Origin of the sequence: Marinobacter sp. es.048, from assembly GCF_900188435.1 — a bacterium.
GTDB lineage: Bacteria > Pseudomonadota > Gammaproteobacteria > Pseudomonadales > Oleiphilaceae > Marinobacter.
In genome coordinates this window covers 929,076-946,208 of sequence record NZ_FYFA01000002.1, presented here as the reverse complement: position 1 = coordinate 946,208, position 17,133 = coordinate 929,076, and the positions used below count along the sequence as shown (strand labels likewise).

Sequence of the window (17,133 nt, the reverse complement as noted above, 5' to 3'; positions counted from 1 at the left end):
ACTTGGATTGTCATCGGTGGATTTCTCATGAGCGCCATCGCCTTGGTGGGCAGTGTCACGGTAGTGCTCAAGCCGGCTACTCTTGATCGTTTGCTTCTTCCCTTTGTCTCCCTTGCAGCGGGAACACTGATTGGTGGTGCCTTGTTTCACATGATTCCGGAGGGTTCTGCCGCCCTCGACCCGTTGGCCGCCAGTATGTGGCTCGCCGCTGGTTTTGTCACCTTTCTGGGTTTGGAGCTGTTTCTTAACTGGCACCACTCACACAGTTCCCAACGTATAGGACGCCAACCAGTAACCTATCTGATCCTTGTTGGTGATGCTGTTCACAATTTTCTCGGCGGCCTGGGGATTGCTAGCACCTTCCTGATCAATCCAGCTGCCGGCATTACCGCTTGGGTGGCGGCGGCAGCCCACGAGGTTCCACAGGAGTTGGGCGACTTTGGTATTCTGGTGCGCGGTGGCTTTCCTCGACGAAATGCTTTGCTGTGGAATTTCCTCTCGGCACTGACTTTTCCTCTTGGAGCCCTCGTCGCTTATTTTGCAGCCCAACAGTTTGAAGTGTCCGGTTTAGTGCTTTTTGGCGCAGGCAACTTCATTTACATTGCCGCTTCCGACTTGGTACCGGAGATCAAGGCAAATAAAAGCTTCCGCGCCGCAGCCACGCATTTCGGTTTCTTTTCAGTCGGGATAGCACTGACGCTATTCCTCGCAATGTGGAATACATGAACGAGTCAGCTAACAAGGCGCTGCTGTCGGACAAATTCTCCGCTGCGCTACAAATTTGCCGCAGAGCGCAGCGTTATGTTCCAGATTCATACTAAACGGACGTTTCCGCAATGAAGAATGAAGCGCCTATCGTCAGGATGTTTTATGCCAAGATGAAACCAGCGTTTTTCTAGCTATCTGAGGAAGAACGAAGACAGTTTATGGTCAGGGATCGGGCTAACCTTGATGCCTTGGGAATGAAGGCAATTTCTATGATCGATTGCAGCCAAAGCGATGACGAATGGGATTATATCGGTGTAGAAAGCTGGCCCTCGATGGAGGCAGTGAAGGAACGGGAAAAATATGAAAATGAGGAACTACAGATTTCCCGGTATGTTGAATATAAAGTTCATCTAGGCATTGAGCAGTCCTTCGAGGGATATGGCCAACCCCAGTGAATATAATTGGCCCCTCAAGCCCCTGTTGGAAACGCTAATAAACGAGGTCCTCTGAGAATTTCAAATGAAAGAGTTACTAGACAACCATCACTTTATCCTCGCCGAGGCTGCCATTATCGAAAGGCTCCGTCGTAGCGAAAAGGTAGAACTGGACAAGAGTTTGGTTCAAGCCCCATTGATTTATAGCGATGAGGGTAGAGCGGAGCTGAAGAGCCTGTACCGGGAATATCTGGGCATTGCTGAGGTTAATAACCGGCCAATATTGCTTTGTACGCCTACTTGGCGGGCAAACAGGGAGAGAGTGCAAGCCTCAAATCAACCACAGAGCATTAACGTTGACGCCACAAAGTTTCTGAAGGAATTAGTTGTCGAAGAATCCAGGAAAGTGCCCGTTAAAATTGGTGGTCTGATTGGCTGTAAAAACGATTGCTATCTGCCTGAGGAAGGCCTGTCACTGAATGAGGCGAGCGAGTTCCACAAATGGCAGGTCGATCAACTAGCAGACTCGGGTGTGGATTTCCTCATTGCAGTTACTCTGCCTTCAGTAGAGGAGGCCGCTGGAATTGCTCTTGCAATGGAAGCTACGGGATTACCTTACATCATAAGTTTTGTGATCGGTTCCGATGGTAACGTCCTGGATGGAACAGGGCTTCAGAAGGCAATTGACTATGTCGATGGCAAGACCACGAGTAAACCGCTTGGATATTTTGTTAACTGCTCCTACCCGTCATTTCTTGATCCAGACACGCTTTCTGAAAAATTATTTGAACGGCTGATTGGTATACAGGCAAATGCCTCCTCCCTGAGCCATGACGAGCTGGAAGGTTCAGAAGAACTAAGATCCGAATCTGTTGAAGAGTGGGGAGCGCTTATGACGCAGTTGAACAGAGATTTCGGATTGAAAATTCTTGGTGGTTGTTGTGGTACCGATGGCAAGCATCTCGAGTATCTGACGGAGAATATCACCTGACGCATAATAGTTATGTAAGGGCGAGAGAATGCTCCAACTGTGGTGGTAAGTTTTCGCCCCGTCCGATCCCCATGCGTCACTGTCACTTCGCTTTGGCGTTAAATTCAGGAGGCTCTCCGCCATAGAAAACCCCCTCGAACTGTTTGGCCTTTATGAGTAGGCGCCCTCACTGTATATCAACTCGTAGCTGTGGCTGTAGATCTCTAAAATGTTCCCGAACGGGTCTTCCATATAGATCATCCGGTAGGGCTTCTCGCCGGGATAATAGTAGCGAGGTTTCTCCATTCGCTTTTTCCCACCAGCAGCCACAATACGGTCAGCCAATTCCTCGACGTCTGGGTCTTGCACACAAAAATGAAATACGCCGGTTTTCCAGTACTCGAAATTGTCTTCCGGGTTGGTCTGGTTTTTAAATTGAAACAGCTCCACACCAATTCTGTCGCCCGTCGATAAGTGAGCGATACGGAAGCTTCCTCAGCCCGCGCCGAAAACATCGGTGCACATATCCCCGATGGCGCTGTCGTCCTCTTCGATCTCGGTTGGTTCCATAATCAGATACCAACCCATAACCTCTGTGTAGAACTTCACGGCTTGCTCAAGGTCCGGCACGGATATGCCAATGTGTGAAAAATTTCTTGGGTACACGTTGCTCATTGCCTGTCCTCCTCTTTTAAGACTGAGAACAGGTTACAGGGTGCTATCTATCAGTTAAAATTATCATTTGTTCTATAAAAGATTACATATCGTAATGATGAATACCACCTGGTTACGCTCGTTTTGCACGCTGGTTGAGGTGGGTCATTTCACCCGCACGGCCGAACGTCTCCACATGACCCAGTCGGGGGTAAGTCAGCATGTGCGTAAGCTTGAGGAGCAACTCGGTACGGAATTGCTTGTCAGGCAGGGAAAACAATTCTCGCTTTCGGGTGCCGGCGAAAAGCTTTATACCGAGGCACAGGGCATCCTCCTGGCGCTGTCGAATCTTGAGCAGAAAGTCGGTGAGGATCCACCCTTTGAAGGAAGTGTGCGGCTCATGTCTCCGGGGAGTGTCGGTCTGAAGCTGTATCTGCATTTGTTGGCGCTCCAGAGCAAGCATCCGAAGCTCATTATCGATTACCGGTTTGCGCCGAATCCGGATGTGGAAAAGGCGATCGCCGAATCGACTGTTGATATCGGCTTCATGACGTCCAGATCGACGCTGGCGGAAGTGAGTTGTACGCCCGTCGCTCAGGAATCATTGCTGTTGGTAACACCTGCTACCGTCGAAGAACCGGATTGGGAGACTTTGATGACCCTCGGGTTTATCGACCACCCCGATGGAAGTCATCATGCCGGCTTGCTTCTTGGTGCCAATTACCCCGAGTTCCAACACAGTATCCTGTTCCCCAGAAAGGGGTTCTCAAACCAGATCGGTTTGATCCTGGAGCCGGTCAGCCTGGGGCTGGGCTTTACCGTTTTACCAGCACATGCCGTTGAGGCCTTCGAGAAGTCTGAGGACATCAAAGCTCATCGTCTCCCTAACCCGGTCAGCGAAACGCTTTATCTCAGCGTTCCTCGGCATCGGGCACTTCAGGCGAGAATGGAGACCGTAATAGCTGAAGCCAAGCGGTGGCTTTAAACTGACCTGGACTCTGCCCGTTCCCGCCGAATCAACAGTACCAATGCCAGCGCCGCCAGTGACCCCATAACAGCGGCGAAACTGATTCCGGTCGTCGTCAGGCTGGTCACGGTTGCCATCACGCCCAGGCCGATCACCGGCACTGAAATAGCGATATAGGCCACAACAAAGAAGCTGGATGTTACAGCGGCCTTTTCCGCAGCCGGGCTGGCCGAGGCGATCGCGCCCATCCCGGCCCGGAATGAAATACCCTGGCCCATGCCGGCAATCACGGCCCCGGTTACGAACAGGGCGAGGGATTGGGAATAGATGCCCAGTGCTATCGGAATCACCCCGAGCGTCAGAGACACACAGCCCAGAGGAAGGCGCAGCCTGAGCGGCAGGGCGCCTTGCAGGAACTGGCCCAGGGTTGAGGCGATGAAAATGCTGCCGGCCACAACACCGATCAGCAACCGGTTGTCATAGCCCATGACCTTGCCCATCATCGCCGGGGCGATGGAGGTGAAGAAGCCGCACATGGCGAAGCCTGCAAAACCGGCAATGGCGGCGGGAATGAATACACCGCGAACTTCCGGTGGCACGCTCAGGCGCTGTATGGTCAGTTTTGGGCGAGCGGGTTTTGAGACGGTCTCCGGCGCTGCCCAGATGCAGCACATTGCCAGCAGGACCATGGCGGAGTGCACCAGAAAAGTCAGGTGCAGTGGCCAGGGTAGATACTCGGAGAGGGCACCGGCAAGCATGGGCCCGAGCCCAAGCCCGCCCATGTTCGCCGCCGTGGCAAAGAAGGTTGCTTTATCCCGCCAGTGAGGCGGAGCCAGCTCCAGGACGGCCACCGTGGCCGTGCCGGTAAAGATCCCCGCAGACAGTCCGGACAGCACCCGGCCGGTGAGTATCATTCCCAGCCCATTGGCCTGCCAGAACACCAGGTCGCTGATGATGGAGCAAGCCAGGCCTGCGAACAGCATTGGCCGGCGGCCTACCTGATCGGACCAGCGCCCTGTAAGCACCAGAGCGGTAATCACGCCCCCGGCATAGGCGGCAAAGATGATGGTGATCATCAGATCGGAAAAGCCGAACCTGTCCTGGTAGATGGGGTAGAGTGGCGTCGGCATGGTGGTGCCGATCATTGTCACACTGAAGGTAAAGGCCGCGCCCAGGAATATGAGTAGCGGAAGCCATGGGTGCTGCTTGGAGGGGGCCATGCCGGAGTTCCAATGAACAGTTACTGAAAGGTCGGTTACACTATCAGATGCGTTGGGCGGAATCGAAGCATCCTCACTGGGATGGGGCGTTTGGCGGACGCACACACGCTGGCGCTCCGGCACGTCGCATAAATCCGAAAACACGCAAATAGGCGTCCCTCATATGACGGAACACCCACAGGTTGCAGGCCTGTCTACGGAACATCTTCCAAACATTGAACGTCACCTTGACCGTTGCTATCTCCAGCCCGGGAAGTTACCCGGCGCGCTGACACTGGTCGCCCGGCGAGGGGAGGTTGCCTATTTGAAAGCCCAGGGGCTGATGGACGTGGAACGCAACAAGCCGGTCCGCCGGGATACGGTGTTCCGCATCTATTCCATGACCAAGCCGATCACATCTATTGCCATGATGCAGCTTTATGAGCAGGGGCGGTTTTTACTGGATGATCCCGTACACAAGTATATTCCTGCCTGGAGAACCCAGCGGATTTATAAAAGCGGGGTTTATCCCAACTTCCTGACTACGCCTGCATCCAGCACCATGACGATCCGCGACCTGTTAACGCATATGTCCGGCCTTACGTACGGATTTATGCAACGAACCAACGTTGACGCTGCCTACCGCGAGCTTAAGCTGGATGGCAGCCGGAGTATGACGCTGGAAGCCCTCGTCGATCACCTTGCAGAGCTGCCGCTGGAGTTTTCCCCGGGCACAGCCTGGAACTATTCGGTCAGCACGGATGTGCTGGGGTATCTGGTGCAGTTGCTGTCTGGTAAGCCGTTTGATGAATATCTGCAAGAGCATATTTTTGAGCCTCTGGATATGCCTGACACTGGCTTCCACGTTCGGGATGATCAGCTTGACCGCTTCGCTGCCTGCTATCAGTACCAGGCTGGTGATCAGTTCACGCTACAGGATGATCCCCAGACGTCTCCCTTCCGGCGCAAGCCTCAGTTCTTTTCTGGGGGCGGCGGACTGGTTTCCACCATCGACGATTATTTCCACTTCGCCCAGGCACTGTGTCAGGGTGGCGAGTTCCGGGGGCGGCGGATTATTGGTCGAAAAACTCTGGAATTCATGTGTCGTAACCATCTGCCGGGCAATCAGGACCTGCCGGGCCTGTCTGTCGGTGCATTCAGCGAGACACCTTTTGCCGGTACTGGCTTTGGTCTGGGTTTTTCGGTAAAAACGGACGTCGCCAAATCCCAGACCAACGGATCGGTTGGTGAGTACGGTTGGGGTGGCCTTGCGAGCACTAACTTTTTTGTCGATCCCGTAGAGGAATTGGTGATGATTTTCATGACGCAACTGATTCCGTCGTCCACCTACCCAATCCGTCAGGAGCTGCGGGCGATCGTTAACGGAGCGCTGCTATGAACACAGCTGCAACACCCTATCCAATCGGCACCTCCGGCACTCCCTGGGGCCAGGCAGAGCGCGCCGAGTGGTTGTCACGGCAGACCCGTCAGCGCAGTTACGAAGCGGAGGTGTTGAGTGTTGTCGAGGGCCTGCGTTCGCGCTTTGATGTGGAAGAATATGGTGGGCTGGATTACGGTCCGGACTATTATCCGCTGATGGCGATTCGCAGCCGCGACTGGAATAACGATCTGCCCGTCGTGCTGATCACGGGCGGCGTTCACGGTTACGAGACCAGCGGTGTTCATGGCGCGCTTCAGTTCCTCGATAAGCACGCAGCGGATTATGCGGGCCGAGTGAATCTGCTGGTTGCGCCGTGCGTCAGTCCCTGGGCGTACGAGCGGATTCATCGCTGGAATCGGAACGCGATCGACCCCAACCGTTCATTCCACGAGGGCAGTCCGGCTGAGGAGGCGGCCGCGCTCATGCGGCTGGTGGCGCCAGTTCGCGAGCGTGTATTGATTCATATCGACCTTCACGAAACTACCGATACCGACGAATCGGAGTTCCGCCCGGCACTGGCTGCCCGCGACGGCAAGCGATTTGAGCCTGCCGGCATTCCCGATGGCTTCTATGTGGTGGACGATAGCGAACACCCGCAGCCGGATTTTCAGCAGGCACTGATCAGGGCGGTGGAGCAGGTGACGCACATCGCACCGGCCGACGATAAAGGCGAGATTTTCGGCTCACCAGTGGTGGCCCGGGGCGTGATCGAGTATCCGCTCTCGCACTGGGGGCTTTGCGCTGGTATGACCCGCGCTCCTTACCGGACCACCACCGAGGTTTATCCCGACAGCCCCCGTGTAACCCCCGAGCAATGCAATGCCGCGCAGGCTGCGGCGGTGTGTGCCGCCATTGATTATGGGTTGGCTCATCGCGGAACCGCACTTTAATCAAGGTGATCGGCGTCGGCTGATTACTTGGCTAGACTTTCCGAAGAGACATGCCCTAAAACAACAAGGTAAACCCCATGGATACTTCCGAAAAGAAGTTGGCGCTCGGACTCTTTCAGATAATCGAGCGCATTCTGCTGTTCCTCGTTGTATTGATGACGCTTGGCGGGGTGGCCTTCGAGCTCCACTCACTTTACGTCGCCCAGAGCATCAATCTCGCAGACATTCTGTTGATGTTCCTGTATCTGGAGGTTATCGGCATGGTGGCGGTGTTCTACTCGGATCGGCGATCCGCTTCTGTCTTCCCGATTTTCATTGCCATCACGGCTCTGGCCCGACTGATTATTCTTCAGGGCAAGGATATGGCGCCCGAGAATATTCTTTTCGAGGCCATCGCCATTCTGATTCTCGCTATCGCGGCGTTCGTGATGACCCGGCTCAACCAGGTTCGTAAATATGACTAACCTGACTCCGATAGATAGGGCTGCGCCAGGGCTTCAAGCTTTTCTTCTCTGAGTTCGCCGATGGCATTCCATATTTGTTCTGCAAGCTCTGGGTTTGAAGCTTTGAATTCCCGCGAGAGCATCAGGTAGTAGGGCTTGGTTTTCAGAGGGGGATCAATTCGGACAATGCCCGGGAGCTGGTTGGCGTTCTGGCGTAACAGGAAGTCTGCGGTGACTGATTGAAGCGCAACGGCATGAACTCGCCCGGCAGTCAGTAACTGCAGGCTTTGCCTCGAACTGCGAACCTTTATTACGGAGATGCCCAGGTTTTCGAGATCGTTGACGATTGAGTAACCCAATGGGGCGCCCACGGAGAGTTCCGTGTCCTCGAAAGCCTTGCCACTCCAACCCAGCTCAGTATCCGGCAGGGCATAAAGATTGTAGCTGATGGTGGTTAGTCGGCGGGTGGGGTCAACCTGGTCGTCGCGCCAGGGGTATTCGCCAATTCGGGTACGCGCAGCATTGTAGGAGGCATTGAATATCCCATCCACCTGGCCGGTTTCGAGCATGGCCAAGCACCGCTTCCAGGGGTAGCGGCTGAACTTGATCCGTAAACCGGGTATCCGCTCTTCCAGCAGTTTGACCAGTTCAACCGCTGCGCCGGGTCTGTCCAGAACCTTTTGAGTGTCGCCCATGTAGTAGGGGAATTGGGTTTTATCTTCGTAGGCGACATGCAGCACGGTTTCCGCATGACCAATTCGGGCAGGACTCCAGAGAAGCAGGATTGACAGCGCGACGGCGAGAAATGCATGACAACACGCTTTCATGGGCCTGCTCAAAAGAGTGAAAAGACAAGATTAGCTTAGTTTGCGGCGAGGAATTTTCAATACATCTTTCCATTAAGGCCAGCAGTTCTGGCATCGGAACGGAATGTATAGTGACGCATGGCCACATGCAAAACGGGTTAATCAGTTCTGCATGCGGATGTCGTCTTTCCAGCGAAAGCCCACGCCACCGGCCTGCCATACGCCGTCTTTGTTGAACGGGTGGGGGCCGGCCATGTTGATGTATTGGGGCAGGCCGAAATGGGGCGCGAGGTTCCGCGGTGCCTTGATGGTTACGCGGTCCATGATGCGCAGGCCTTGTTGCTCTGCTGGAAGGTGAGCCTCTGGCGAAGCGCGGTGCGCAACGGCCCAGTTGTCGATAAACAGCAGATCGCCGGTATCGTATTCGTAACGAATGCCGTAGCCATCCTTGAAGGAGTCGTTCAACAGGTCATTGTAATCGTTGAACAGCTCTTTCATGGCAGCTTCATCGAGCAACCGGAAGCTGTCGGCGGGGGCGGGCAGGGTTTTCAGCTGGTCGAGGGTCAGCCCGTCTTCCGCCAGGCGTTCGATGATGGCGCCGGTCATGCCCAAGTGCAGCCAAACGCTTTTCCGGCCGGAAATCGGATGGGTGTGAACCACGGGGTGGGTCACGCTGGATGCGGAGTTTACCGACACCAGCCGTTCCCAGAAGTCCTGTTTCTCCGGCGGGAGTGCGTCAAAGGCCGCACCCTGGTGCGCGAAGTGGGTACCGCCGCCGTGCTCGGGGGCCCGCGCCATGTAGTAGGCGCTGTGGGAGAAGGTGGCGGCCTCGAAACTGCCGTCGTTGTGCCATTGGGGACCAACGCCAAGAATGCCCTGGCGGCCATCGTTGGAGCAGCGGAAGATGTGCCGGTTGCGACCGGGCGTTGCAGGATGAACACCGTGGGTGGAGTGGATCTCGCGCCCGCCCCACCATTTGCAGGCATCAATCAATTCGTCGGGCGAGAGGCTGGCCTGGTGCTTGAACACAATGAAACCCCGGTTGGCCATTTCCTCTTCCAGGGCCTTGATAGCCGGCTCTGGCAGTTGATTGCGTACGTCGGCGCCATATATTTCAACGCCGATGGGTTCCAGAGGCTTGAGCGACAGGCCTTCCTGTTCGAGCAGGGCCACGTTCTCCGGATTCAGGGGCGCTACGGTGGAGGTTGGTTCGCGGGGTGTTTCCAGGGGCTGTGCCATAGCGGTTCACTACCATGCTGCTCGTTTTATAGCCAGCGTAACCCAGCGGGTTTTGGGAATTCAAACCTGATATCGCCATGTACATGTTTTGAATTGGGCGTGAGGTGGCTCTGCAGGGGCAAGGCCAATTCGCGTTTGCCTTCGTAGATGCGGCCTCTAGACTGATAGTGGTAACTAAAAACCGAGAGGAATGGTCGTGACTCCCAAATCCCTTTTGCGCCGCACAGCGGCATTGATAGCGTTCGTGATGTCCGGATCGGTAATGGCTGCTGATCCTGTGGTGGTATCTTCCAAAATTGACACCGAAGGCTCGGTACTGGGGCAGATGGTGTTGCAGTCCCTGGAGGGGGCCGGTATACCGGTTGAAAACAGGCTCCAGTTGGGTGGCACCAGCATCGTCCGCAATGCGATCAAGGCCGGCGAAATCGATATCTACCCCGAGTACACCGGCAATGCTGCGTTCTTTCACGATCAGGCGGATCGGGATATCTGGAAAGATGCGGATAAGGCCTACCAGGAGGCTGCCCGCCTGGATAAAGAGGCACACAACATTGTCTGGCTGGAACCCGCCGAAGCTAATAACACCTGGGCCATGAGCGTGCGGGGCGATCTGGCGCAGGAAAATAACCTGGCCACACTCGAAGACCTCGCGGATTACATTAATGAGGGTGGTGCCTTCAAGTTTGCGGCCAGTGCCGAGTTTGTGGAATCCGCCAGTGCCTTACCAGCTTTCCAGCAGGCCTATGGATTTAAGCTTGAATCCGACCAGTTGTTGATCCTTTCCGGTGGCAATACGGCGGCGACATTGCGCGCGGCGGCCCTGAATAACAACGACGTAAACGGTGCGATGACCTACGGTACCGATGGCGGGCTGGATGCGCTCGATCTGAAGGTAATGGAAGATACCGCAGGCGTTCAGCCGGTGTATCAGCCTGCGCCCATCGTACGTCAGGAGGTGCTGGAGAGCTACCCGGAGATCCGGCAGGTGCTGCGGCCCATCTTCGAGTCGCTGGATCTTGAAACGCTGCAGCGCCTGAATGGTCAGGTGGCGGTTAACGGAGTGCCGGCAGACACGGTCGCCCGGAATTATCTGGATTCCCTGGCACAGGACTGAGGTTTGTCGATTTTCAACTCCGTTTCCCCGAACTCCACGCCAAACCGAGTCCTGCCTGTGCTGGGGATGCTGGCCTTGGCGCTGGTCTGGCTTCTGGATTTTGGCGTTATACAGCCCAACCGAATCGTGCCGGGTAACGGGCATGGCCTGTTGTCGGCAGTTGGTGGAGCAGGGGCTGGTCTGGTCTCAATGATTCTCGTTGGCTGCGTTTTGTTGTCTATTCTGCCAGCGTGTCGGCGATACCTGCCTCTACTGGCCCTGGTGGGCCTCTCCCTGGCACTGCTGCCTCTGTTGCTTGAGGTCTTTGCAGGCCGGCATCTGCCGGAAGATGCACCCTATGCGCGATCATCTATCGGAGCCGGTTTCTGGTGTCTGTTATTCCTGCTGTCCCTGATGCTGGTCGAAATCCTCGGGCGCCTCGGAAGTGGCCGAGGTTTGCAGTTGCTGATTCTGGTGGTTATCAGTGGAAGCTGGCTATGGTTCCTGCGGGGTGACGGCCTCGAAAGTCTGTCCCTGGTTCGGGAGTTCAACGCCCGGCCGGATAAATTTGAGCAGGCATTCTGGACTCACATGGCGCTGGCTTTCGGTGCGGTTGGCATCAGCGCCTGTCTGGCCTTTTTGCTGGCGCTGAAGATGATTCGCAGTGTGGCCTGGCGCCGGCCGATCCTCGGCGCCGTCAGTTTTCTTCAGACCATTCCCAGCCTGGCGGTGTTCGGGTTGCTGATCGCACCGCTCAGTGCGTTGGCGGCTGCTTTTCCCGCGCTGCAGGCCATGGGTATTCGTGGCATTGGCTGGGCTCCGGCCTTGCTGGCGCTGGTGGCTTACAGCCTGCTGCCGATGGTGCGCAACTCTTTCGTCGCGCTTACCGAGGTGCCCGAAAGCCTCGCGGATGCCGGGCGGGGCATGGGCATGAGCGAGCGACAGCTGTTTTTCAAACTCAAGTTGCCAATGGCACTTCCCGTGATTGTGGAAGGCGTGCGCATTACCACGATCCAGGCCATTGGCCTGACCGCGGTTGCCGCGCTGATCGGCGCTGGCGGTTTCGGCAGTTTTATCTTCCAGGGACTGGGTCAGGCGGCGATGGATCTGGTATTGCTGGGCGCTTTGCCGACGATTGCCCTCGCGCTGCTGGCGGATGCTCTGCTCACCATGCTGGCGGCCAGTCTCAGGCCGACACCGGCGACGGCCTGACAGGAAAAGGACGTGTCCCGATGATTGAACTGAAAAATGTTACCCGTCGCTTTGGCGATGCCGTGGCCGTGGACCGAATCAACCTGACGGTCGAAACCGGGGAAGTGTGTGTGCTGGTGGGCAGCTCTGGCTGCGGTAAATCGACTACCCTGAGGATGATCAATCAATTGTTGCCCCACAGCGAGGGCGAGATTCTGGTGGATGGCGAGGACGTTACCGCCATAAATCCGGAGCAGTTGCGGCTGAATATGGGGTACGTGATCCAGGGCACCGGGCTGTTTCCGCACTGGACGGTGGCCCGCAACATCGCCATGGTGCCCCAGCTTCTGAAATGGCCGCAGGAGCAGATCGACGAGCGCGTTCATGAGCTGCTGACGCTCCTGGATCTCGATCCGGCTATTCACGCCAACAAGTATCCCCAACAATTGTCCGGCGGTCAGGCCCAGCGTGTCGGTGTTGCCAGGGCGCTGGCGGCCAACCCCAATATTCTTCTGATGGACGAACCCTTCGGCGCGCTGGACGCCATCACGCGGGAGAACCTGCAGCTGGAGATGCTGCGTATCCAGAGTCAGCTGCGGAAAACCACCGTGTTTGTGACTCACGATATTGATGAAGCCCTGAGGCTGGCGACCCGCATTGCCGTGATGGACCGGGGCCGCATCATTCAGCATGACACGCCGGAGAACATTCTCCGGCGTCCGGCCTCCGATTTTGTGGAGAATCTCGTGGGCAAGCAGGACCGGGGCCTGAAACTGATGAGCCTGCGCACCGTGGGAGACCTGATGCAGAGTTACCCGCAGCCAAGGCAGCCTGAACCGGGAACCGACGGCCTGAAGGAAGACGACAGCCTGAGAGTGGCGCTCTCTATCATGCTCTGGCAGAACTGGAATCAGGTGCCGGTGTTCAATGCCGATGGCCAGGAAACCGGAACCATCACCCGCGAACGCATTATCCAGGAAGGTGCCTGATGCGGAGCTGGCTGCCGCCTGTATTGCTGACGGCGCTTCTGTGCGCCCTGAGCGCCGGCATGCCGGCTCTGGAGCCGCTGTTCCAGTGGGTCCAGCCGGATAAACAGAATGTCATCTATGAGCGTGAGAGCTTCCTGTTTCTGTTACAGAACCATCTGATGCTGGTGGTGATTTCCGCCCTGGTTGGAACGGTTGCTGCAGTCGCCGGGGGTATCTTCGCTACCCGCCCTGCTGGCCGGGACTTCCTGCCGCTGGTGAGTCAGATTGCGTCCATTGGCCAGACCTTTCCGCCGGTTGCTGTCCTGGCCCTGGCGGTGCCGGTTCTCGGATTCGGTGAGGCTCCGATTCTTGTGGCGTTGATTCTTTATGGCTTGCTGCCCATTCTCCGCAACACCCTGGCGGGCCTTGAGGGTGTTGATGTTACCGTCAGGCAGGCTGCGCTGGGTATGGGCATGTCGCCTTTCCAGGTGCTGCTGCAGGTGGAACTGCCACTGGCGGGCCGGGTGATACTGGCCGGCATTCGAACCTCGGTTACGATCAATATTGCCACCGCTGCCATCGGCTCAACGATCGGTGCCCGAACCCTTGGTGATCCGGTGATTGCGGGGCTGGTAAATGGCAACACGGCCTATGTGTTGCAGGGCGCGATTCTGATTGGCCTTTTGGCGCTCACGGTGGATAGCCTGTTTGAAGCCACTGAGCGGGTGTGGGACCGTCGGTTTCTGCCCCAGGCTGCAGGCTGATAACCACGCCCCGGCTGCCCGGTGCTTTAAATACCTTGCTTTGATGTCTAGGCTGGTAAGGATGCACAGCGCAATGAGCAAAACGGAATGAAGTTTCCTTCGAGCACGTCATTTGCACTCCTCGGCGCAATACTGATCGCGATCAGTTACGGGCTTGCGCGCTTTGCGTTTGGTTTGTTTGTGCCCCCGATCCGGGCCGATCTGGATTTGGGAGCTGATGTGATCGGTATCATTGGTGCGTTGCCGCTTATCAGCTTCGTGTTTGCGACCATGGTCGCGCCCCTCTCCGCGAATCGCCTGGGTGCCCGTAACACCGCTATGGCCTCGGGAGTTTTTGGTGCTGTTGGCCTGGCGTTGATCAGTCAGGCGGTCGGTGCTGTTTCGCTTGGGGTTGGGGTTGTTGCCTGTGGTATCTGCACGGGCCTGATGATGCCGGCACTCACGGCAGCGATGCAGGCATTGGTGAGACGGTCCCTGCATGGTCGGGTCAGCTCTGTGATGAATGCGGGCACCAGTATTGGTGTTGTTATCGCTGTGCCGACAATTCTGTTCCTGGCCGGGGCCTGGCGCTATGCCTACGCTTCCTTTGCGGTGCTGGCCGTCATCGGTGTGATGGCCACCTGGTTCTTTATTCCCTCTGTTTCCCGTGTTGTGCCTGCCAATGCGGCACCGGCGCAGCCAATCAGCGCCGATCAGTGGTGGCGCCTGCTCAGGCTCTCGCTGTTCGCTTTCATGATGGGTTTTGTCTCGGCCGCCTACTGGATCTTCGCGCCCGACCTGGTAGTCAATCTGGGTTCCATGCCATCCGACGCCACCGGTTGGCTGTGGTTGGGGGTTGGCGTTGCCGGTCTGGGTGGCGCGGTGGTGGCCGATCTGGCCGATCGCAACAATCCGCCGATCACCCAGGCCCTGATGCTGATGATGCTCGCGGCCAGCCTGGCGTTGCTGGCTGCCAGCCCGGACAATCTGCTGATTTCGGCGTTTTCGGCGCTGGTTTTTGGTCTGGCGTATATGAGTCTGACCGGGCTGTACCTGATGACCGGCATTCGCCTGCTTCCGGGGAGGCTCTCCATGGGGCCGGTACTGCCATTCATGGCGGTGTCTCTTGGTCAGGCGGCGGGCTCCCCCGTGGTCGGTGTGCTGGTGAGCGAGGTTGGTTATGCCGATGCGTTTGCCATGTTCTGCACAATTGGAATTGTAGTGGCCATGCTCTCGCCGCTTTATCCAAGGTATCTGGAGTACGAGCCTGAGGAAGAGGCGGAAGAGGATACCGGTCTGCAGGCGGCATACGACCATCAGTTGCAGAATGAAGAAGGTGAACCGCTATCGCCGGTCACCGGTAAGACTGATAGTTACTAGGATTCGATGCTTAAGTTGTTGCTCCGGTGCATCCGCGGTGGGGCCCAGCCCAGCTGGTGTAGCCAAGATCCATTACCCGGGCTACTTCCTCATCGGGAATGGCAGAGAGGTCGCCCAGCTCCAGGGTGTCGTAATGGAAGGCGTACAATCTGGAGGCAAACTCGGCTACAGGCAGGGAGGCTTCGCCGCGAAGTTCGTCATTGCCTTGGGTTGAGCAGGTAATTCCCTGGCCCCAGTTCTGGCCGCTGTCGTTGTTGGGGTTAAAGAAATACACCCGCATCTCGTTTTTATGGCTCAAGGCGACCCGCAGGATATTGATGGCGTGTCGGCCAACGAAACGGGCGGCGCTGTCAGTTACGGCGATGCCCGCTGGCTGGGCGTGAATCACCGGGATGTTGCCGTTATAGAAGGGGTGATAGCTGGCATAGAAGCGGCGGATGAAGCCCTCATAGTCCTGCACCTCACCGGTTTTTGCGTCGGCGACCACGCAGAAGCCGTGGCTGACCCACCAGCCGTAGAATTCCGGGTTGATCCAGCGATGGGCGTCGTCGTCCCGGTTTTCACAGCGGCGCCACATCTCGCCGTAGATGCGGTCCAGATGAGGGATGAGCACCAGCGACACCGGGTCCACATCCACCGGTGTGCCTTGCACCAGGCCGGGCTCCAGATCCCTCGAAGACACCTCCTGGCCCTCGAACCGGCTGAGTACTTCATTGTCCCTTGCGGCCCAGGTTAGCACCTGAAGCAGATAATCGGCCTCGTTCGACGCCCACATGGAAAGGCCAATGGCAGACTGGCAGGTGGGATTGTTGCCCTGACCAACGCCCAGCGGCTGGCCCAGCAGGTTGATAACACCGGCCAGCAAAAATACCCGGGGTGGCCGGGCATCGCCGAACGCCTCTCTCAGGGCCTGATCGGTTTCCGCAGACGGCTTGAGTTTGATTTGCCGCCACAGGGCCTGGGCAACCGAGGGGGTAAACAGCGATCCGCGCTCCAGCATCATTGTCAGGCCATACACGGCCTGGCAGGTTTCCGGGTAGATGGCCTCGTCTATAAGGGCATGCACCAGTTCGGTGTAGCAGTAGAGATCGTCCAGCCCGGTCATGGTCAGCCCCAGTGTGTTGGGGATCAGATCGTCCTGGCCGCTGGCGCGCAGGTACCGGAGCATCACCGCGTGGTAGGGGGAGGCAAGGCCGGTATCGAACATGCTGCGGGCAAAGTAGGTGGCTTCGGAGGAGAGCGCTACGTCGTCCATGGTTTCCAGGCGTTGCTCATAGACCTCCAGGCCCGGGTCCTCGGCGCTGGCGGGTGTGGGGGCGAATAGGGCCTTCACCAGCCGGGTCGCATCGGCGTTGCGCCGGGTTTTGATGTCGGGATCGTAGAGGCACTTGGCGATCTGCCCGATCATTTCGCGCATACTGTCGACCTGCACCGGCCCCTGATCCAGCAATCGCCAGACTTCCGCCACCAGGCTGTCCAGGAGGCTCTCATAGCCGAGGTGGGAGATCAGATACCGGTAGAGTTCCTGAACGATGGTGCCGAGCTGCTTCGGGCGTTCCCGGTCGGCTTCTGCAAGCTGGCCAGACAGCAGATCCAGGTTTAGTGCCATCACCTGGGTGAGAAAGTGGCGTGCCTGCTCGGCTGAAACCCCCGGATGGAAATATTTGCCACGGGTAACGGCCAGCATGCGCAGTTCGCTGATCGCTTCCACAATGGTGGTAACGGCGCCCGCCTCCCTCAGGGAGTGCTTGGCAAGCGCCGGTTGTAGCAGGGCCGGTCGGGCCCAGTCGCTGGTGCCGAAAATCCCGGCAGATTCTAGCGATCGCACCCGCCGGTATATGGCGTCGAAGCCACCCGGCAGCGTCATCAGCATCCTTGTACGCTCCAGGAGACTGAGGCTGGAGGCTTTTGGGTCCGCTTTGCGGGCGCGGGCAAATTCTGCCAGCGCCATATCGAACTGCATCAATGCCGGCTTGAGCGCAGGATCTGTGTCTTGGCGCTCCATAG

General features: G+C 57.2%; 16 protein-coding genes and 1 pseudogene. 12 read left to right on the top strand and 5 right to left on the bottom strand.

Translation table 11 applies throughout. The features are described 5' to 3' along the window. Positions 1-27 precede the first annotated feature (27 nt). The 3 genes from CFT65_RS15335 to CFT65_RS15325 all read left to right on the top strand — a co-directional run bounded on the left by CFT65_RS15335 (position 28) and on the right by CFT65_RS15325 (position 2,133). Positions 28-726 (top strand): ZIP family metal transporter, encoded by a 699-nt coding sequence (locus CFT65_RS15335; RefSeq protein WP_228705866.1) that lies wholly within the window; start codon positions 28-30, stop codon positions 724-726. A gap of 251 nt (positions 727-977) precedes the next feature. Then, complete coding sequence (locus tag CFT65_RS15330) at positions 978-1,163, top strand: hypothetical protein (RefSeq protein ID WP_088828939.1); 186 nt, start codon at positions 978-980, stop codon at positions 1,161-1,163. Positions 1,164-1,227: 64 nt separating this feature from the next. Continuing rightward, on the top strand, positions 1,228-2,133 hold the full coding sequence (locus CFT65_RS15325; protein ID WP_088828938.1) for a homocysteine S-methyltransferase family protein: 906 nt from the start codon (positions 1,228-1,230) through the stop codon (positions 2,131-2,133). Positions 2,134-2,283: 150 nt separating this feature from the next. On the opposite strand, the pseudogene CFT65_RS19480 reads toward CFT65_RS15325, so the two are convergent. Then, positions 2,284-2,787 (bottom strand): annotated as a pseudogene (locus CFT65_RS19480) (lactoylglutathione lyase family protein). 94 nt (positions 2,788-2,881) lie between these two features. On the opposite strand from CFT65_RS19480, the gene CFT65_RS15315 reads away from it, so the two are divergent. Then, entirely contained in the window at positions 2,882-3,751 is an 870-nt protein-coding gene (locus tag CFT65_RS15315) for a LysR family transcriptional regulator (RefSeq protein WP_088828937.1), read from the top strand. Here the strand turns inward: CFT65_RS15315 and CFT65_RS15310 are convergent. Continuing rightward, positions 3,748-4,953, bottom strand: coding sequence for an MFS transporter (locus CFT65_RS15310; protein WP_088828936.1), 1,206 nt, complete (start codon positions 4,951-4,953; stop codon positions 3,748-3,750). The genes CFT65_RS15315 and CFT65_RS15310 overlap by 4 nt on opposite strands. A 163-nt stretch (positions 4,954-5,116) precedes the next feature. Between CFT65_RS15310 and CFT65_RS15305 the strand changes: the two genes are divergently transcribed. The 3 genes from CFT65_RS15305 (at position 5,117) to CFT65_RS15295 (ending at position 7,727) form a co-directional block, all read left to right on the top strand. After that, entirely contained in the window at positions 5,117-6,331 is a 1,215-nt protein-coding gene (locus tag CFT65_RS15305) for a serine hydrolase domain-containing protein (protein WP_088828935.1), read from the top strand. Beyond that, on the top strand, positions 6,328-7,263 hold the full coding sequence (locus CFT65_RS15300) for a M14 family metallopeptidase (protein WP_088828934.1): 936 nt from the start codon (positions 6,328-6,330) through the stop codon (positions 7,261-7,263). The genes CFT65_RS15305 and CFT65_RS15300 overlap by 4 nt, the downstream gene beginning before the upstream one ends. Positions 7,264-7,340: 77 nt before the next feature. Beyond that, positions 7,341-7,727 carry a phosphate-starvation-inducible PsiE family protein gene (locus CFT65_RS15295; protein ID WP_088828933.1) on the top strand — a complete coding sequence of 129 codons (387 nt, stop codon included), beginning with the start codon at positions 7,341-7,343 and terminating at the stop codon, positions 7,725-7,727. On the opposite strand, the gene CFT65_RS15290 is transcribed toward CFT65_RS15295, so the two are convergent. Together CFT65_RS15290 and CFT65_RS15285 are read right to left on the bottom strand one after the other, a co-directional pair. After that, positions 7,724-8,533: a substrate-binding periplasmic protein gene (locus tag CFT65_RS15290; RefSeq protein WP_088828932.1), complete on the bottom strand. Its 810-nt coding sequence runs from the start codon at positions 8,531-8,533 to the stop codon at positions 7,724-7,726. The two genes, CFT65_RS15295 and CFT65_RS15290, sit on opposite strands and share 4 nt — an antisense overlap. A gap of 141 nt (positions 8,534-8,674) precedes the next feature. Then, a complete protein-coding gene (locus CFT65_RS15285) occupies positions 8,675-9,751 on the bottom strand; it encodes a TauD/TfdA dioxygenase family protein (RefSeq protein WP_088828931.1) in 1,077 nt (358 codons plus the stop codon). Between the two features lie 247 nt (positions 9,752-9,998). Between CFT65_RS15285 and CFT65_RS15280 the strand changes: the two genes are divergently transcribed. The 5 genes from CFT65_RS15280 to CFT65_RS15260 all read left to right on the top strand — a co-directional run bounded on the left by CFT65_RS15280 (position 9,999) and on the right by CFT65_RS15260 (position 15,126). Beyond that, positions 9,999-10,865 carry an ABC transporter substrate-binding protein gene (locus CFT65_RS15280; RefSeq protein ID WP_141103826.1) on the top strand — a complete coding sequence of 289 codons (867 nt, stop codon included), beginning with the start codon at positions 9,999-10,001 and terminating at the stop codon, positions 10,863-10,865. 3 nt (positions 10,866-10,868) lie between these two features. Beyond that, positions 10,869-12,056 (top strand): ABC transporter permease, encoded by a 1,188-nt coding sequence (locus tag CFT65_RS15275; RefSeq protein ID WP_088828929.1) that lies wholly within the window; start codon positions 10,869-10,871, stop codon positions 12,054-12,056. Positions 12,057-12,076: 20 nt separating this feature from the next. Then, on the top strand, positions 12,077-13,024 hold the full coding sequence (locus CFT65_RS15270) for an ABC transporter ATP-binding protein (RefSeq protein WP_088828928.1): 948 nt from the start codon (positions 12,077-12,079) through the stop codon (positions 13,022-13,024). After that, entirely contained in the window at positions 13,024-13,767 is a 744-nt protein-coding gene (locus CFT65_RS15265) for an ABC transporter permease (RefSeq protein ID WP_088828927.1), read from the top strand. Before CFT65_RS15270 ends, CFT65_RS15265 begins: the two co-directional genes overlap by 1 nt. Before the next feature lie 87 nt (positions 13,768-13,854). Further along, positions 13,855-15,126 (top strand): MFS transporter, encoded by a 1,272-nt coding sequence (locus CFT65_RS15260; protein ID WP_088828926.1) that lies wholly within the window; start codon positions 13,855-13,857, stop codon positions 15,124-15,126. A gap of 10 nt (positions 15,127-15,136) precedes the next feature. Here CFT65_RS15260 and CFT65_RS15255 read toward each other — a convergent pair whose 3' ends face one another. Next, on the bottom strand, positions 15,137-17,131 hold the full coding sequence (locus CFT65_RS15255) for a hypothetical protein (RefSeq protein ID WP_088828925.1): 1,995 nt from the start codon (positions 17,129-17,131) through the stop codon (positions 15,137-15,139). Positions 17,132-17,133 lie beyond the last annotated feature (2 nt).